The organism is Pseudomonas arabinosi, from assembly GCF_047758675.1.
Taxonomy (GTDB): domain Bacteria; phylum Pseudomonadota; class Gammaproteobacteria; order Pseudomonadales; family Pseudomonadaceae; genus Aquipseudomonas; species Aquipseudomonas arabinosi.
The window spans coordinates 3,743,739-3,761,154 of the sequence record NZ_CP180480.1 but is presented as its reverse complement, the minus strand read 5'-3'; the positions used below and the strand labels follow the sequence as shown (position 1 = coordinate 3,761,154).

Sequence of the window (17,416 nt, the reverse complement as noted above, 5' to 3'; positions counted from 1 at the left end):
CCAGGAAGCGATGTCCGAGCGCGCGATCATTCTCGCGCCGCTGGGTCGCGACAGCCAGATTGCGCTGATGATGCTTAATGAAGCGGGTTACGACGGGGTGATTACGCGGGACCTTGTGGCGTTGTGCAGTGAACTGGAGCAAGGGGCAGGCTTGCTGCTGATTTCTTCCGAGGCCTTGTTGAGCGGCGATCTTGAACCGCTGCTCGGTCTGATCGAGCAACAGCCGGCCTGGTCGGACCTTCCGATTGTATTGATGACCTACCATGGTGGCCCGGAACAAAACCCGGCGTCGCGCTACGGCCCACAGTTGGGGAACGTGACGTTTCTTGAGCGCCCTTTTCACCCGGTTACGTTGATTAGCCTAGTGACCACCGCGTTGCGCGGCCGTCGACGACAGTACGAAGCCAGGGACCGGCTGATCGATCTGAGTCAAAGCGAACTGCGGTTGCAAAACACCCTCGAAACCCTCGAACAGCAGGTCGAGGAACGTACCGCCCAGCTGCGACACAATGAAGAAGCCCTGCGCCAATCGCAGAAGATGGAAGCGGTCGGCCAGCTCACCGGCGGCATTGCCCACGACTTCAACAACATGCTGACCGGCATCATCGGCAGCCTGGAGCTGCTGCGCCGACGTCTGGCCCGTGGGCGCACCGACGATCTGGACAGCCTTATCGACCTGGGCGTGACCTCAGCCAACCGCGCGGCAGGCCTGACCCACCGTCTGCTGGCGTTCTCCCGGCGTCAGTCGCTGGACTCCAAACCCGTGGAGATGAACACCCTGGTGGTGTCCATGGGCGAACTGCTTCAGCGCAGCATCAACGAAACCATTCAGCTGGACATGCAGTTGAACAAGCAACTCTGGGTGGCCGAAGCCGATCCCAACCAATTGGAAAGCGCCCTGCTCAATCTGGTGATCAATGCTCGGGATGCGATGCCCGATGGCGGCAAACTGGTGGTGAAAACCAGCAATCAGCATCTGGACCTTGGCTTCACCGAAGCCCAGAGCAACCTTCAACCGGGTGATTACGTGGTGCTAAGCGTCACGGACACCGGGTGTGGCATGCCGCAAAGCACCATCAACCGGGCCTTTGATCCGTTCTTTACCACCAAACCCATCGGTCAGGGCACAGGCCTCGGGCTGTCGATGATTTATGGTTTCACCAAACAATCGCGCGGCCACGTCGCCATTCACAGTGAAGTGGGCGAAGGCACCACGGTGAGTCTGTTCCTTCCGAGATTCGGCGGTGACGTGCCTCAGGACAGCCCCGTGGACGTCCAGCACGCTCCGTTCGCACAGAATGGCGAAACGGTACTGATCGTCGAAGACGATCCGGCGGTGCGGGCGTTGGTCAGCACGGTGTTGAGTGACCTGGGCTATGCCTTCGTCGAGGCTGGCGATGCCGACAGTGCGGTGCCGATTCTTGATTCCGGGCAGCGTATCGATTTGTTGATCAGCGACGTTGGATTGCCCGGCATGAATGGCCGGCAACTGGCGGAAATCGGCCGGCAGTACCGGCCTGATCTGAAGGTGTTGTTCATCACCGGGTATGCCGAGCATGCGGCAGTGCGCGGTGGTTTCCTTGATCCCGGCATGCAGATGATCACCAAGCCGTTCACCTTCGACCTATTGACGGCGAAGGTGCGGGAGATGATCCGGCAGTAATCAGCACAAACCCTGTTTCATTCAGCGTCACCACGCAACAGCTAAGCCTAGGCTTCGTTTAGAAGCCTGTCACCTGTCAACTCTGACAGCTATTCGCGGTATGTTTTTCTGGGTTCAATCCCCCCTGAAGTACGCAGCGCGCCTATTCGAAGGCGGCTCTGCGCTCGCTTGCCACGGGCAGCTCAATACTAACGGGATGAACCCTCATGAAGAAGATAATCGCACTTGTACTCATGGTTGCCCTCACGGGCTGTCAGGTCCACGAACAACAAGAACCAGCACCGCCGGTCAAACTAACTTCCATGGAAAACATGGAATCGGGTTCCAGTGTAGAAACGTATTCATCCGCAACAACGGCCAGTGGCGCAGCGGTCGCAGCCACCCTGACCAGTCGTTACAACGACACTCGCCAAAATTGTGGCAAGGCTTCGATGCCCGCGTTTCTGTGCGCAGGCATAATGCTGCGCGCAACAGTGCCGTCGCCCCAGTATTCGAGCTGGAACCCTAGCCCACGCTCACAAACCAGCGGAGGCGTATCTTTTTCATATTTGAGGAAGGACGCCAAGTTCTCCAGCATGGTGTGGCTGTACAAAAATGGCTTCGTATTGGCCCCGGTACTGGCAAGACCTACCGGTACGCGGCAGATCGAAGTGTTAGCAACGGACCAACGAGAGGATCCAGGCTGCGGTCTTTACAAACCTAGGCCCGCTCGCAGCAATCGCTGCCAATCACAAGGCATAACTACCGGCGATCAATGGCTGGCCAACTTCAGAACACACAATGCGCTGTGCAGTTTTGATGTGCGCGATTCGATGAACAATCTGGGTGCCGACTCGTTCTATCAAACCATTCGAGCCCATAACCTGGGTAATTTCATGGCAGGCCGGCATCAGTACATCGAATTGATCCTTGCCACCTGGCCGCAAAACATCCCACGCGAACTTCCCATCGAAGCGTTTTTCTACATCCCAGGCGGGCTGCCTGGCGCACAACATGATCAGACAGACTACTTCGCCAAAACCGGTGGAACGGTGGTTCCGATCATAAAACTTACGATGCCCACCGCAACGACTGATGCTGTATTCACCTACATTGCAGCGGATCAGGTAAAACGTTGAGCCACTGAAAGGGCACCGGTCAACGAACGGTGTCCTGCATCAGGAAAGCATTTCCTGCATAAGCTCTTGCAGCACATCCAGATCGAACGGTTTGGCCAGGATCGGCGCCTTGCGGGTGATCGGGCTGTCCGTCTCGCGGATCTCCTGCGGATAACCGCTGATAAAGATCACCTTGAGCTCCGGTCGCAACTTCACGGCGGGTTCAGCGATCTGGACGCCAGAGATTCCGCCCGGCAGGCGGAAGTCGGTGATCATCATGTCCAGGTGCGGTTTGCTCGATAGAATTTCGAAGGCTTGCTCGCCGTTTTCGGCCTGCAACACCCGGTAGCCCTCACCCGACAGATAGGCCGACAGCACCATCAAAATGGAGGGGTCATCTTCGACGATCAATACGACGTCTTGTGCATCTTCACTCATGGGAAGCCTTTGTTCGGTCAATAGCTGCTGATACGACCGTGAGGTCGATCAGAGGTTGCGTTTATCTGGCTGTTTTCCTACAGCGGCAGACAAACGCGAAACAAGGCGCCTTCGCCAATCCGGCTTTCGACGGTAATGAAACCGCCATGGGCGGCCACAATCTGCTCTGAAATAAACAACCCCAGGCCCAACCCCGCGACAGCGTGTTTGGCTGCGACGCGTTCGAACTGCTGGAAAATACGCTTCTGGTTCTCTTCGCCGATGCCGATCCCGAGATCGCGCACTTCCACCCAAGCCTGACCGCTCTCACTGTACACCTTAACGGTGATCGGACTTTTGGCGCCGTAGCGCAAAGCATTGGTCAGCAGGTTGGAAATCACCTGCTCAATGCGAAATTCGTCCCAACTGCCCACCACCGGTTGCTCGGCCTCCAAACTGACGGAGGACTCGGCAGCATCAATCTGCGGTGCAAAGTTCTGCAACAACCCGCGAACCAGCGCCGACAGATCGAAGCGCGTCGGTCGGATCGACAACTTACCGGTGCGAATGCGCGACACATCGAGCATGTCTTCGATCAGTCGGATCAGGCTTTTGATCTGCCGCTCGTCGCGGTCGACCATCGCGTGCATCTTGTCCAGAGTGAACGCCGCAGCGTTATCCCGGGCCAGGTGCATCTTGCGCAACTGGGTTTCGAGGATCAGGCCGTTGAGCGGCGTGCGGACTTCGTGGGCGACAATGGACATAAAGTCATCGCGCATGCGCACCGCTTGCTCCAGTTCCAGCTGGGTACTCTGTAACTGCTTGAGCAGCACTTCCTGCTCATGGCGACTCTGCTCCAGCTCTTCGACCTGCTGTTTCATCGCCTTGCTTTGGCGATACAGTTCGACGAACACGTTGACCTTGCTCTTGACCGCATGAATATCCAGCGGCTTGTAGAGGAAATCCACGGCGCCGCTCTCATAGCCCTTGAACGCATAGTTCAGCTCGCGACCGCCCGCACTGACGAACACGATCGGGATGTTCTTGGTCTTTTCCGTACCGCGCATCAGCTCGGCCAGTTCGAAGCCGTTCATGCCGGGCATCTGCACGTCGAGAATGGCCATGGCGAATTCGTGTTGCAGCAACAGCGACAAGGCTTCGTCGGCGGACAAGGCTTTGTAGACGATACGGTCCTCGCGCTTGATCAGCGCTTCGAGCGCCAACAAGTTCTCCGGCAGATCGTCGACGATCAGCAATTTGGCCTGGATAGTACTTAGCATGCGATTCGTTCCAGCTCGACAAGCAGACGGCCGATGCCGCGCATAGGGAGAATGTGGTCCGGCCGGTGTATATCAAGTGCAGCCTGGGGCATGGTCGCGACCTGGGCTTCATCCGGGTCCTGGACGATGGTCATGCCGCCACAGCGCTTGACCTGGGCCAGGCCGCGAGCGCCATCGCGGTTGGCGCCGGTCAACAACACAGCGGCCAGGGATGAACCATAGGCATCGGCGGCCGACTCGAACAGAAAATCGATGGCCGGTCGCGAATAGTGCACGCGGGCTTCCAGGCTCAAGGAAAAACTGCGGTCCTGCTCCACCGACAAGTGATAACCCGGTGTCGCGAAATACAACGTTCCGGCTTCGACCAGTGTCTTGTCGCGAGCTTCCAGTACAGGCATGGATACACGCCGTGCGAACACCTCGGCCAAGTGGCTGCGACGTTCGTCCGGCAGATGCAAAACCACGATAATCGGCAGCTTGAAGCCTTCTCGCAAAGGGCTGAGGATACTCAGCAACGCCTCCACACCGCCGGCCGAGGCGCCGATCACGATAGCCTCTACAGGAGGCAAATCCGCTGCACTGTTCATGATTTGCGGTAAATCCGTTCTTGTTTGACCAACGGTTCGAACTGGTTGCCGTAGGCCGAAAAATCCAGGGTTTCCTTGCTGCCCAGCACCAAAAATCCTCGATGGCAAAGGGATTCATGGAACAATCCGAACGCACGATCCTGAAGCTTTTTATTGAAGTAAATCAATACATTACGACACGAAATTAATTGAGTTTCTGAAAAGACACTGTCAGTCGCCAGGCTGTGATCGGCGAAGGTCACGTTCTCACACAGCGTCTTGTCGAAAATGGCATAACCGTAAGCCGCCGTGTAATAGTCGGCGAACGAACGCTGGCCACCTGCCTGCTGGTAGTTATGAGTGTAGGCGCGGACATTCTCCATGGAGAAAATCCCTTGCTTGGCCTTGTCCAGCGAGCGCGGATTGATGTCGGTGGCGTAGATGATGGTGCGATCGAGCAAGCCTTCTTCGCGCAGCAGAATCGCCATCGAATAGACCTCTTCCCCCGTGCTGCAACCGGCGATCCAGATCTTGATCGAGGGGTAAGTTTTGAGCAGCGGCACCACTTCCTGACGGATCGCGAGGAAGTGCGAAGGGTCGCGGAACATCTCGCTGACCGGGATCGTCAGCAGTTGCAGCAACTGCATGAACGCCGTCGGGTCGTGCAGGACTTTTTCCTGCAACGCTGAAATGGTCGTGCACTCGAACTGGCTCAATGCGTGATTGACCCGGCGCTTGATCGAAGCGCCGGAGTAGTCGCGAAAGTCATAGCTGTATTTGAGGTAGATCGCCTCGATCAACAAGCGAATTTCGATTTCGCTATTTCGCTCTACTGAAAAATTGCGTTCCACTAAAAGCGTTCCATTTTTGGTAACCACACGCGAATCAGCGAGAACAGGCGATCCAGGTCAATGGGCTTGGCAAGGTAATCATTGGAGCCCGCTTGCAAGCAGCGCTCCTGATCGTCCTTCATGGCCTTGGCCGTCACCGCAATGATCGGCAGCTTGCGCCAGCGCGGGTCCTTGCGGATCTCGATGGTGGCTTCATAGCCATCCATCTCCGGCATCATCACGTCCATCAACACCAGATCGATGTCCTCGACTTCATTCAGTCTTTCAATCGCTTCACGGCCGTTCCGGCCGATGACCACGACTGCACCCTTTTGCTCCAGGGCACTGGTGAGGGCGAAGATGTTGCGTACATCGTCGTCCACCAGCAGCACCTTGCGACCCTCGAAAACCTTGTCGCGACTGCGCGCGGTCTTGAGCATCTTCTGGCGTTCATGGGACAACCGGGATTCGACTTTGTGCAGAAAAAGTGTGACCTCATCCAGCAAACGCTCGGGCGAGCGGGCGCCCTTGATGATGATCGAGCGCGAATACTTGCGCAGTTCGGCCTCTTCGTCCCGGGTCAGGTTGCGCCCGGTGTAGACGATCACCGGAGGGAACGAGCAGATATCTTCCGTGGACATGCGCTTGAGCAAGTCGTTGCCGAGCATGTCCGGCAGCTTCAGGTCGATGATCATGCAGTCGAAAATCGTCGTGCGCAGCAGGTCCAGCGCATCCTGCGCCAAGCCAACGGCAGTGATCTCGATGTCATCGTCGCCGATCAGCCGGGCAATGCTGTCGCGCTGCAGATCATCGTCTTCGACCAGCAGGACGCGTTTGACCTTTTGGGTCAGCTTGGCCTCAAGGCGGGCAAACACGTCCTTGAGTTCTTCGCGGGTCGTCGGTTTGACCGCATAACCGATGGCGCCCATGTGCATCGCGGCTTCGACCCGGTCTTCCACCGAAATCACATGCACCGGAATGTGCCGGGTTTCAGCGTGCTCCTTCAGGCGTTGCAAGACGGTCAACCCGGAGTGATCCGGCAAGCGCATGTCCAGCAGAATGGCGTCCGGGATGAATTCCCTCGCCAAGTCGTAACCCTCGTCCGCGCCGTGCGCCACCAGGCACTGATAACCCAGTTCATGCGCCAGGTCGTAAAGGATATTGGCGAAGTTCGGCTCGTCTTCCACCACCAGAATGCAACGAGTGGCGAATGGCGCCTTGGTGCGATCATCGTCGAAACGCGGGATATCGACTTCGGCGATCAGCGGTACCGGCGCGGCGGGCGTCACTCTCGGTGTAATGGCAACCGGCGTGGCTCTCATCGGCTCGACAGGATTCTCGCCTGGTTCGACGTATTGCTGCGGCAAAACCAGCGTAAACACACTGCCCTGCCCCGGCTCACTCGTGACACTGATTGAACCGCCGAGCAAGGCGGCCAGATCGCGGGAAATCGACAAGCCCAGGCCGGTGCCGCCATAGCGGCGATTGGTGGTGCCATCGGCCTGGCGGAAGGCTTCGAAAATGCTTTCCTGTTGATCCGCGGCAATGCCAATCCCCGAATCGCGAATGATAAAGGCGATACCGTCGCTGGGCTGGCTGGCGACCGTCAGGCTGACCGTGCCTTTTTCGGTGAATTTCACCGCGTTGGACAGCAGGTTCTTGATGACCTGCTCCAGACGCTGGCGGTCGGTGAAGATCATCATCGGCGCACCGGCCTGCACCTCGACCTGGAAATCCAGTTTCTTGTCGGTCGCCAGGGGTTGGAACATCCCGCGCAAGCCGTCCACCAGACGCGCGACACTGGTGTTCTCCGGTCGCATCTCAAGCTTGCCGGCCTCGACCTTGGAGATGTCGAGAATGTCGTTGATCAAGTTGAGCAAATCATTGCCGGCGGAGTAAATCGATTCGGCGAACTTGACCTGCTCGGCGCTGAGGTTTTCCTGGGGGTTTTCCGCCAGCAACTTGGCCAGGATCAACGAGCTGTTCAGCGGCGTGCGCAACTCGTGGGACATGTTGGCGAGGAATTCAGACTTGTACTTGCTCGAGCGCTGCAACTCTTCGGCGCGTTCTTCGAGCTGGGTCTGGGCCTGATTGAGCTCGCTGTTCTTCAGGTCCATGGCGTCGCGCTGGTCGGCCAGGATCTGCGCCTGCTCGGCGAGTTGCTCATTGGTTTGTTCGAGCTCGACCTGCTGGGTCTCCAGATGCGCCTGGGACTCCTTGAGAATCCGCGACTGCTCTTCCAGCTCTTCGTTGGCGGTCTTGAGTTCTTCTTGCTGGACTTGCAGCTCTTCATTGAGCTGCTGGGTTTCGGCCAGCACTTCCTGCAGACGCTGGCGATAGCGAGCGGCCTCGATGGACGTGCCAATGTTGCCGGCAATGAGCTCAAGCAATTCGACATCGCGATCAGTCAGCGGGCGCAAGAAGCCCAGTTCGATCACACCGTTGACCCGATCGTCGTCACTGGTCGGCACCACCAGCACGCTATGCGGCAGACCTTCGCCCAGGCCGGAGCAGACCTTGAAGTAATCGCTCGGCACGTCATCGAGACGGATCAAGCGAGCCTGGTTCGCTACCTGGCCGACAATGCCTTCCTCGCTGTAAATCTGCTGTTCGCGCGCTTCCTGCTCGCGGGAGAAACCGTAAGAGGCAATGCGCTTGAGACCGCCGTGTTCTTCACGGACATAAATGGCTGCTACGGCGCTGCCCAGGTACTGCGCGCAGAACTGCAGAATGTTGCGGCCCAGCAAATTAAGTGACAGCTGCCCCAGCACTTGCTCGGCCAGTTCGGTCTGGCCATTACGCAACCAGGCCTGCTGTTCCAGACGCTGGGCACTGGCCTGTTGCCCGGCGAGGTTGGCGCTGTAACTTTGCGAAAGGTTGAGCAAGTCACGACGGCCGATGTAGGCCAGCAATGCGCTGATCCCGGCGATGAACAATAGATAAAGGCTGATACTCCAGATCGTCGTGCGGCGCACTTCCTCGTTGCGCGTGGTGCGCAACTGTTGCTCCATGTCGATCACGTCTTCGAATTGCTTGCGGATCTCATCGGTCAGCCGCTTGCCGCGCCCGGCCTTGACCGCGCTGCGGTAATCGCCGCTGGATCGCTGCAATTCAATTATTGTCTGCGCATAAGTGGCCCACTCATTCTGCAAGGCCTGAAGCCGGTGCAGGCGGTCGGTCTGCACCGGGTTGTCCGCGGTCAGTTCGAGCAAGGTATTAAGGGCAACAGCGATTCGTGGCTTGGCCGTTTCGTAGGGTTCAAGGAAGTGCTCGTCGCCAGTGAGCAGGAAGCCGCGCATACCGGTTTCCAGATCGACGGTCAGCTTGATCGATTCATTGGCGTTATTGATCACCCGATCGGTGTGCTCGACCCACTGGATCACCGACAGCAGGTAAGTAATCAGCGACACAAAGAACACTGCACTGAGCACGCCGACACCCAACGGCAGGCTGACGTTGCGACTCAGGAGTTTACGGAATCGTTGCTCATCAACCGAAGACGCGGATGTCATGGGGGAAACCTTGTCGAACTGTTGAAAACCAAGGAGTTTGCCCCAAAAGTGGCACATTGATCCAATTATCTGACACCTTTTCGCGCAAAATCCTACATTCCACTGCTCCAGCGCAAAGGAGCGGTTATCCTTGCCAGCACTTGTGCGGCTATTCTTTTTTCTACCGCGTGGGAACTTGTCGGGTTCCGTCACTTACTCAAGCAAGAGCCCGGCGATTTCGATCGACCGCCAACCGCGAATTCAACCTCTGAGAACCCCCACTATGTCCGCCACCGCGTCCATCATCCTTGTAGTCGAAGACGATGCCATCGTGCGCATGCTGATTGTCGACGTGCTGGAGGAACTCGAGTTCAAGGTGCTCGAGGCCGATGGCAGCGAACAGGCGCTGGAGTTTCTCAACGATGAAGATCAGTACATTGATTTGATGATGACTGATGTCGGCTTGCCAGTGATGGACGGCCGTGAACTGGCCACCCAGGCGCGGATGCTGCGCCCAGAGTTGCCGATCCTGTTTGCCAGCGGCTATGCCGAAAGCATTGATGTGCCGGCAGGCATGCACGTGATTGGTAAACCGTTTTCCATTGATCAGTTGCGGGACAAAGTAAAGAGCATTATTGAATAGATAAATCGACAATCAAACCCCTTCAAACAGCAATGAAGGGGCGTCGTCCTTGGACAAGTTCTCAATGACATAACTCAGAACCCCTAACACTTGCAAAATACACTTACACAGCAATTCTTGATAAACACAAGATAACAAAAGAGGCTCTCTCAAACATAAAATCCAGAAATAGATATTTATCATGACCCACAATCCAGCAAACTCTCCAACTCAAAGATACTTGTCCAGACCTGCCCCCTACACCGCCATTCAAGATCGTCACATCCAAAGTGACAACAATGAGCGAATGGAGGCTGTATATAAACTAAATCAGCAAGTAGAAGAAATTAGCCCTTCGCAAGCAATCATGCTGGAAGGTGCCATCATCTCTCTGGAGTCCGGGTCGACGCTTGAAGATGCTCTGCAACCCGGCAGAAAACTGCTGCAAAACATGTCCGAGCAAAACTCCTTCAAAAAATTAATGGCCACCCTCGCACTTCCCGAGCACTCACTGTTCGAAGTAACTTCCGAAGGAGAAATAAATGCAAAATTCTCAGGCAAAACACTTGACGTTGCGAACGCATTTAAACTTGCACCGGATCTGAAAGATGATCTTCATGCATTGGTTGAAATGGCGAAATTGACCGGTGGCGTCATTTCTCTCGCTGATCACGTCAAGCTGGCGCAATGGTTGAAATTCCATGGTTACATCATTCCCCGAACCGCCGCCGAAGGTTCCAGGCTGACAGAATTCATGCAACTTAAACCTCCAGTGAGTCCACCGCTTGGTAACTATTGGGAAATGATCAATACCGGCGGAGACAATTCTGTCACTCTTTCTGCAGTTCAGCGTAGCGAATTCCGCAAACTCATCGCCAGTTACATCAACGATCAATCGTTACTTGAACATCTGGTAAATAGCATTTGGGGAGGACGGTCTACCCCCTTCAAACGCCCGGAGGCTGAGGACGCTCTTGAAAAACTTGTTTCCACTCCTATCGCTTTCTACTGGGCAAACGCTTACGTGCGGGATCTGGGTTGGTATGGAGCGCAAGAAAACCAATCCCAATCAGATGAGTCGCTCAAGCAAATAATGCTGACTTCACTCTTGCTCAATCTTCATCCGGGGGGCGGCGAACAAGAGCCTCGCAATCACGTGGCAGGTTTCAACTTATATGCTGTCGAGCACATGGAAAAATCCTTCTCCGATATTCAAACGGAATTCGAACGGCACCTGATCGAGAACCACCGGACTACCGAAAGAAATGCGGCACTGGCCGCTCACCTATTGCTGGCAGAGGCCGCGCCGGAATTTCTGGTAAGCGATCTGCCTCCCACCCTGCTATTGGGCACGCCGCAATGGGTCGAATTTTGCCGGATCGTCGCGGTGCAGGAAATCATTGCGCCGGGATCGACGCGCTCGATGACTTATGCGCAGCTACACCAACTGTCGAAGTTTGACTCGGTCTCCGAGTCGCGAAAGACGCTTGACGCTCTGGCTGCCGTGGATCCGGTGATTGATTGGGGGTTACTCAACAAAATCGTCACGCTGGATGACGTATAGAAGTCGGTCACGGACTCGCTTGAAGTGGCATTAGGCGCGTATGCCCTACATGCCAAGACGCTTGCCGAAACAGCCGAAACATTGTCTCGCCCTCTGCCGACTCGCAAAGGCGTCGCACTGGACATTCTCAAGCAGGTCGCCAAAGGATGTACCTATCTTGAAAACGACGTCCTTCACCAAAAGAAAAATCGACCTCTGGAGGATACTTACGCCGACCCGTTTCTCGTATCGCCTGTAGAACTGCACATGTCCAATGATCTGGGGACCGGTGACTGGGATCTGAAGAATGGCGAAAGCATTTACAAAGTGTTTCCCCAAATGCTCCCCAACCTGATTTCTCCTGACGGTGAGTTCTACCGTCAGTTCAATCGCGACTATGTGGCTCATGTACAAGCAATGAACATGCATTTGAAGCAGGCTTTTTCATCAATGCCACTGCCTGATCGGACACGCCTGTTAAAAGGTAAGGTGATGATGTTCACCGTAAGACCGTCAGTCGCGAAACTCCACTCGATCACCAGCCTTCCCACGAACCCCATAGCGTCGACCATTGACACGATCCTGAAAGTGACCGAGCGGAAACCGACGGAAAGTCATAAGGACATAGATGAGGCAAAGGGTCGCTACGGTGTAGTCATCTGTTCACACTTCGAAGGCCGAGTGAGTTGTTACGAATTATTCACCTTGCACGGAACCTGTCGCGAGAACACCCGGCTGGCAGCGCTTATCCAAGAGGAAAACCTTTTAAGCACAACCGCTGACAACAATGAGAAAAACTACTCTCCTCCTGCGAAGGTGCTTCAACTGCCCACGAACATCGAGTGTTATACCCATGGGGTCACACCCGGCCTCGTCAACATCAGTCCTGGTGTGATCGAAAAAATCGGTGAATTGTCAGCGTCTCCACTGACGCCGGAAATCAACGGTTATTACCATAGTTTCTATTCGACAGAGTTCGACCCGTTGGTGAACTTCGTACTCAAGCACAGACCCGTCGCGACCTACGATGAATTGGTGAAAGAGTGCTGGGGACAGACCAGGCTGGAGGCATTGCGCGTAAAACGGGAGAAGGATCTGGATACGTTTCTCAACTTTGTCGTGCCCTTCAAATCATGCATCGAAGATCTGAGCTCAGACGATCTGGATCGACAATTCCAAGGGGTGGCGTCCTGTACTTTAGAAGCCACGATGACCCTTCTGTTAGTAGTCGGAGCCGTCGCTCAGATTGCCAGTCTTGCGGCCAAAAGCATGAGCATTACTACCAAGGCCGGCAAGATCGCTTCGACGGGACTCGGGTTGGTGAGCAACCTGTTCAATCCGCTGGACGGAGCATCCGACTTGCTTCTACATGGTGCAAAACTGTTGCGCAACCGCGTGGCCGCACTGGATAACGTGATTTTCGACGTACGCAAATGGTCGGACATAACGCCACACCGCCAACTGGCCGCCACTGTCGACCCTGACACTATTCGCCTAGGAACCTGGCGTCCCGCGCAAACTTCCCAGGATGCCTTCCAGGTATGGGGGATACGCCGCAATGACGAATGGTACGCTCTGAACCGATTGGGCGAACCTTGGGGAGCCAAACTGAAGGGTTTAGATTTCAAACTTAAACTGCCCACCCCGCACTGGCATAAAGTCATGCCTAAAAGTTACGCTCGTACAGTGATCAAGGAAGGTTTACCACTCGCGAGCAGAAAAGTAGACGATGCAATCAACGTATTGAATGACCCCGCGCTGATTAAGGAATCGAATGCGGTTCTTGACCTTCTGCTTGCGAATGACTCTTCCGCAGCCCGAAGTACTTACCGCGACTACCTGATTGCAGTCAAAGAGGATCTTTCAAATATCAAACCCGGTAACTTCATCCTCGACAGCGGTAAAGAAAGCGACGCAATAGCCGAGCTGCATTGGGGGCTCTACAACGATTGGAAGACCGGCAACAAGGCACAAAATGCCAATAACGAATTCATCCGGGTCTACAGCAACAACTTCAACGATGCTTATCGCAGGGATCATTTCAATCCGGGCATCACAGCCGATACTTTCGTTCATGAAATTTTCCACGGTGCGCCGAAAACCAAAGATTTCGCCTACGCCGAACACAGCGGAATATTTCAGCATGGTTCTCAGCAATTGGACGTAAGTCCACTCCTGAATCTCGCCAACGGCAAGGTATCCATGGGCCTGCCGAGTTTTCCAAATACCAACTACAACCGCGGCACGGCGTTTAAAAATGCCGACTCGTTTGCATTGACGACATCGTTGCTAAGCCAATTAAAGACCAACAAGCAGGCGTATCAGCAGAATATAGAGATCATGAAAGCGGCACTCAAAAATGCCAACAATGGATACATCAGTGAGCAGACACTGGTAAAAATCAACATTCTCTGAGTTTCAGACGTACCGAGTTACTGAAACAGGGCGCATGCGACCACTACAGTACTGTGGTTTAATTGCGCCCTTTTTGCCCCCTCGCTTGCTGCAAAGGATCACTGTTCATGACTCAGCCGCCCGCCACCAAAGTCCTGGTCATTGGTTACGTCTGGCCCGAGCCCCGTTCTTCTGCGGCCGGTGGGCATATGATGCAAATTCTCGAGACCTTCTTGCAGCAAGGCTGGGACATAACGTTCAGTAGCCCGGCTGGCACCGGTGAGCACCGGGCAGACCTGACGGTCTTGGGCATTCGCGAAGTCCCGATTGAATTGAACAACAGCAGTTTCGACACGTTCATCTACGAACTGGCCCCGGATATCGTTCTGTTCGATCGATTCATGATGGAAGAACAGTTCGGCTGGCGAGTTGAGAAGCATTGCCCCGATGCCTTGCGCGTGCTTGAGACCTCCGACCTGCAAAGCCTGCGGGATGCTCGCCATCAACGCCTCAAGGAGCGTTTGAAGGCCAGTGACGACGCCAATGATTTCAACGATTTGTTCGCCCCGGCGTTGCGTGAAGAGTTCAAACTCATGGCCGAGACCGATCTGGCTAAACGGGAAATCGCAGCGATTTATCGTTGCGACTTGAATCTGATGATCTCCGAAGTAGAGATCGAGTTGCTGGTCGAGCAATTCAAGCTGCCGCGCCACTTGCTGCACTGGTGCCCGCTGATGGTCGATCTACCGAGCGCGCCACCGGTTTCTTTTGAAGACCGCGCGCACTTTCTCAGTATCGGCAACTTCCGTCATGCACCCAACTGGGATGCGGTGCTCTGGATGAAAACCACTATCTGGCCGCTGATCCGCCAACAACTGCCTACGGTTCAATTGCACATTTACGGTGCTTACACACCGCCCAAAGCGACTGCGCTGCACAACCCCGGCCAGGGTTTTCACGTAATGAACTGGGCGGAAGATGCGTTAAAAGTCATGTCTGGCGCACGGATTTGTCTGGCCCCCCTACGCTTCGGTGCCGGAATCAAAGGAAAAATTGTCGACGCCATGTTGTGTGGCACCCCCACGATCACAACGCCAATCGGCGCAGAAGCGATGCATGGCGAACATCTCTGGCCGGGCGCTGTGACCCGAACAGCACAGGCGTTCGCCGATTGCGCGGTTCAGCTGTACAAGGACGAGGCTCTGTGGACTGACGCCCAATCCCAAGGGAAGACATTGCTGGCCGATCGTTATCGACAATCGGAACATGGTCCGGCGCTGATCGAAAAGTTGTTGTATTGCCAACAACGCTTGGCACAACTTAGAAGCGACAACTTTACGGGAAGTATGCTGCGTCATCACCACCACAAAAGCACGCGATACATGGCGCAATGGATTGAAGCAAAGAATCGAAATCCGTTATAACACTTATTCCAGCAGCAAACATTTTGCATTATCACCATTATTTACCAGGCTTAACACTGCCCCTATAAACACCCAGCCGGACTTTAACTTGATGAGTTAGGTTCGGCACAACCAACCCTTAACAAACCAATGCAAGGATGCATTAAATGGACAACTTTGTTCAGAGTAATCACACACTTAACAACTGGATGACCGCCACTCCGGAAATTGATACATTGTCGCTCTGCGAATTGACGCTACCAGGCACCCATAACGCGGGCTCCGACTGGAAAGCATCCTGGCCGCTGATTCCAGGCGCCCACTGGCTCGCCTGTCAGCACAAATCTTTTTATGCCCAGCTGAGCCACGGCTCTCGAGCACTCGATATCCGTTTAATGTACGACGCTAACGCGCAGGGACTCGGGAAATTCTGCATTCATCACAACGGTTACCGCAATGGTCGAACCTTGGGGAACCTTGTAACCGATGTGGAAAAATTTCTTCGGGAGAACCCCGACGAATTCATCATCCTGGACTTTCATGAACTGAAGGGGGATCAGTTTGATTTCGCTTACTTCAATAGCATGATGATGAACTTTCTCGGCCATCGCATAATCCCCACCAAAAACCGGTCTCTGAGTTTCCGTCAACTCAAACAAATCAGTTCTGTACAAAGAATTTTGGTCGCGGCCCCTTGGAACAGGGCACTCGATCAAAACGTATTTGTCGAGCAGATCGGGCACAAATGGTCTGGCAGCGGTATTACCAGTACCGCTGAGTTGGAAAAACATATTATTAATGTACTAAAAAACCCGCCAGGCACATGGGCACCGTGGTCGCTTTCCGCCACCAGTTACAGCGCTCTCGGTGGCCCCGTGGATATTCATGAAGAGCTTAATTTCTGGTTCGATCCGAAGAAAAGCGACTGGGCGTCAAAGTGCAACATTATCAATGTCGATTTTATTGAAGAGTCCAACATTGTCTCTTATTGCCGGATTGTAAACCTGACCAAAGCGAGCAAGCGGAATTAACAATTTCCGCGCCATCAAATAGCTATTCTTGTGTAAGTGTTTCCGACGCTGGCAATACTGTCACGCACTTCTATGCTGGGTCATGAAAGCCTTTTGTCTCAGGCCAGTGATACGGATGTGGCACTCAGCTACATCCGACACATGAACTTCTTCTCCCTACGGATGGGGCGAATCAACGACAAGGAACTGTCATGACCCGCAATACAGCACCCACACTCGACAAACAGAAATGGATGAGCAACGTACTGGATATCGGCCAGTTGAAGCTGACTGATATTGTCTGGCCTGGAACGCACAACGCCGGAATGGACAAAAAAGCGCCCAACTATGAGGTGGTGGTAGGCAACTGGACGACGTGCCAGAACGACTCATTTGCCTGGCAACTGGCCAACGGCGCACGGGCGTTCGATATCCGGCTTGGCTGTACCGCCGGCCCGGTAGTACCGGTGTTCTACTTCCATCACAACGGCTATCAATCCCACCGCATTCTCGATGAACTGATCGACGCGCTGACGTCATTCCTCGACCGAAACCCGGACGAATTCATTGTCCTCGACTTCCACCAGTTAGGGGATGCAGCGAAGCCTTTCGGCTACCAACAATTCAATGATTTTCTGATGCACCACCTGGGCTCGCGCTTGATCCGTCCTTCGGACGCGCGCAGTACCGTGGAACAGCTCAAGCGCGCCAGTTCGCAGCGCCGCATAGTCATGGCCGCACAGGCGAAACCTGGACTCGACAGTGAGTATTTCTGGCCGCAAGTACCTCACAAATGGAACGGCAAGGTATTCACCGACACCATCGATCTGCATTCGCATATCCAGACCACCCTCGTGGGGGCGCCTTACGATACATTTCTTTGGTCGTTGCCGGCGACGTGCTATTCGCTGTTGGGTGGCCCGCAGCACATCAAAAACCAAATCAACGACTGGTTCCACACCACCCGCGACTGGGTCACCCGTTGCAGCATCATCAGCACAGATTTTTTTGAAGAGGCGGATATTGTCCGCTACTGCTGGAGCGCCACCAGCATGAAAGCGGTTTACGGAGACAGGTTGCACGAGCGGGCCTGAGCGAAA

13 protein-coding genes are annotated in these 17,416 nt (G+C 54.8%); 8 read left to right on the top strand and 5 right to left on the bottom strand.

What is annotated here, in order from left to right; all coding sequences use genetic code 11:
- Window positions 1–10 precede the first annotated feature (10 nt).
- Both ACMXYJ_RS17650 and ACMXYJ_RS17645 read left to right on the top strand, forming a co-directional pair.
- Window positions 11–1,663 carry a response regulator gene (locus ACMXYJ_RS17650; RefSeq protein ID WP_415760749.1) on the top strand — a complete coding sequence of 551 codons (1,653 nt, stop codon included), beginning with the start codon at window positions 11–13 and terminating at the stop codon, window positions 1,661–1,663.
- Between the two features lie 206 nt (window positions 1,664–1,869).
- Window positions 1,870–2,781, top strand: coding sequence for a halovibrin HvnA (locus ACMXYJ_RS17645; RefSeq protein WP_415756197.1), 912 nt, complete (start codon window positions 1,870–1,872; stop codon window positions 2,779–2,781).
- 39 nt (window positions 2,782–2,820) lie between these two features.
- Here the strand turns inward: ACMXYJ_RS17645 and ACMXYJ_RS17640 are convergent, their stop codons facing one another.
- The 5 genes from ACMXYJ_RS17640 to ACMXYJ_RS17620 all read right to left on the bottom strand — a co-directional run bounded on the left by ACMXYJ_RS17640 (window position 2,821) and on the right by ACMXYJ_RS17620 (window position 9,365).
- Window positions 2,821–3,198, bottom strand: a complete 378-nt coding sequence (locus ACMXYJ_RS17640) for a response regulator (RefSeq protein ID WP_008146959.1) — start codon at window positions 3,196–3,198, stop codon at window positions 2,821–2,823.
- Between the two features lie 77 nt (window positions 3,199–3,275).
- Window positions 3,276–4,457 carry a hybrid sensor histidine kinase/response regulator gene (locus ACMXYJ_RS17635; protein WP_415756196.1) on the bottom strand — a complete coding sequence of 394 codons (1,182 nt, stop codon included), beginning with the start codon at window positions 4,455–4,457 and terminating at the stop codon, window positions 3,276–3,278.
- On the bottom strand, window positions 4,451–5,044 hold the full coding sequence (locus ACMXYJ_RS17630) for a chemotaxis protein CheB (protein WP_415756195.1): 594 nt from the start codon (window positions 5,042–5,044) through the stop codon (window positions 4,451–4,453). The genes ACMXYJ_RS17635 and ACMXYJ_RS17630 overlap by 7 nt, the downstream gene beginning before the upstream one ends.
- Window positions 5,041–5,874 (bottom strand): CheR family methyltransferase, encoded by an 834-nt coding sequence (locus ACMXYJ_RS17625; RefSeq protein ID WP_415756194.1) that lies wholly within the window; start codon window positions 5,872–5,874, stop codon window positions 5,041–5,043. Before ACMXYJ_RS17625 ends, ACMXYJ_RS17630 begins: the two co-directional genes overlap by 4 nt.
- Window positions 5,874–9,365, bottom strand: a complete 3,492-nt coding sequence (locus ACMXYJ_RS17620; RefSeq protein ID WP_415756193.1) for a response regulator — start codon at window positions 9,363–9,365, stop codon at window positions 5,874–5,876. Before ACMXYJ_RS17620 ends, ACMXYJ_RS17625 begins: the two co-directional genes overlap by 1 nt.
- Before the next feature lie 262 nt (window positions 9,366–9,627).
- Between ACMXYJ_RS17620 and ACMXYJ_RS17615 the strand changes: the two genes are divergently transcribed.
- The 6 genes from ACMXYJ_RS17615 to ACMXYJ_RS17590 all read left to right on the top strand — a co-directional run bounded on the left by ACMXYJ_RS17615 (window position 9,628) and on the right by ACMXYJ_RS17590 (window position 17,410).
- Complete coding sequence (locus ACMXYJ_RS17615) at window positions 9,628–9,987, top strand: response regulator (protein WP_415756192.1); 360 nt, start codon at window positions 9,628–9,630, stop codon at window positions 9,985–9,987.
- A gap of 181 nt (window positions 9,988–10,168) precedes the next feature.
- Complete coding sequence (locus tag ACMXYJ_RS17610) at window positions 10,169–11,530, top strand: hypothetical protein (RefSeq protein WP_415756191.1); 1,362 nt, start codon at window positions 10,169–10,171, stop codon at window positions 11,528–11,530.
- 24 nt (window positions 11,531–11,554) lie between these two features.
- The gene (locus ACMXYJ_RS17605; RefSeq protein WP_415756190.1) at window positions 11,555–13,924 is read left to right on the top strand and encodes a hypothetical protein; all 2,370 of its coding nucleotides are present in this window, start codon (window positions 11,555–11,557) and stop codon (window positions 13,922–13,924) included.
- 107 nt (window positions 13,925–14,031) lie between these two features.
- Entirely contained in the window at window positions 14,032–15,327 is a 1,296-nt protein-coding gene (locus tag ACMXYJ_RS17600; RefSeq protein ID WP_415756189.1) for a glycosyltransferase, read from the top strand.
- A gap of 146 nt (window positions 15,328–15,473) precedes the next feature.
- Window positions 15,474–16,337 (top strand): phospholipase, encoded by an 864-nt coding sequence (locus tag ACMXYJ_RS17595; RefSeq protein WP_415756188.1) that lies wholly within the window; start codon window positions 15,474–15,476, stop codon window positions 16,335–16,337.
- Window positions 16,338–16,528: 191 nt separating this feature from the next.
- Complete coding sequence (locus ACMXYJ_RS17590; protein WP_415756187.1) at window positions 16,529–17,410, top strand: phospholipase; 882 nt, start codon at window positions 16,529–16,531, stop codon at window positions 17,408–17,410.
- Window positions 17,411–17,416: the final 6 nt, after the last annotated feature.

Excerpts from the sequence above, each read along its gene's own strand:
- ACMXYJ_RS17650 (WP_415760749.1), top strand. The coding sequence starts at position 11 with ATGTCCGAGCGCGCGATCATTCTCGCGCCGCTGGGTCGCGACAGCCAG.
- ACMXYJ_RS17645 (WP_415756197.1), top strand. The coding sequence starts at position 1,870 with ATGAAGAAGATAATCGCACTTGTACTCATGGTTGCCCTCACGGGCTGT.
- ACMXYJ_RS17640 (WP_008146959.1), bottom strand. The coding sequence starts at position 3,198 with ATGAGTGAAGATGCACAAGACGTCGTATTGATCGTCGAAGATGACCCC.
- ACMXYJ_RS17635 (WP_415756196.1), bottom strand. The coding sequence starts at position 4,457 with ATGCTAAGTACTATCCAGGCCAAATTGCTGATCGTCGACGATCTGCCG.
- ACMXYJ_RS17630 (WP_415756195.1), bottom strand. The coding sequence starts at position 5,044 with ATGAACAGTGCAGCGGATTTGCCTCCTGTAGAGGCTATCGTGATCGGC.
- ACMXYJ_RS17620 (WP_415756193.1), bottom strand. The coding sequence starts at position 9,365 with ATGACATCCGCGTCTTCGGTTGATGAGCAACGATTCCGTAAACTCCTG.
- ACMXYJ_RS17615 (WP_415756192.1), top strand. The coding sequence starts at position 9,628 with ATGTCCGCCACCGCGTCCATCATCCTTGTAGTCGAAGACGATGCCATC.
- ACMXYJ_RS17610 (WP_415756191.1), top strand. The coding sequence starts at position 10,169 with ATGACCCACAATCCAGCAAACTCTCCAACTCAAAGATACTTGTCCAGA.
- ACMXYJ_RS17600 (WP_415756189.1), top strand. The coding sequence starts at position 14,032 with ATGACTCAGCCGCCCGCCACCAAAGTCCTGGTCATTGGTTACGTCTGG.
- ACMXYJ_RS17595 (WP_415756188.1), top strand. The coding sequence starts at position 15,474 with ATGGACAACTTTGTTCAGAGTAATCACACACTTAACAACTGGATGACC.
- ACMXYJ_RS17590 (WP_415756187.1), top strand. The coding sequence starts at position 16,529 with ATGACCCGCAATACAGCACCCACACTCGACAAACAGAAATGGATGAGC.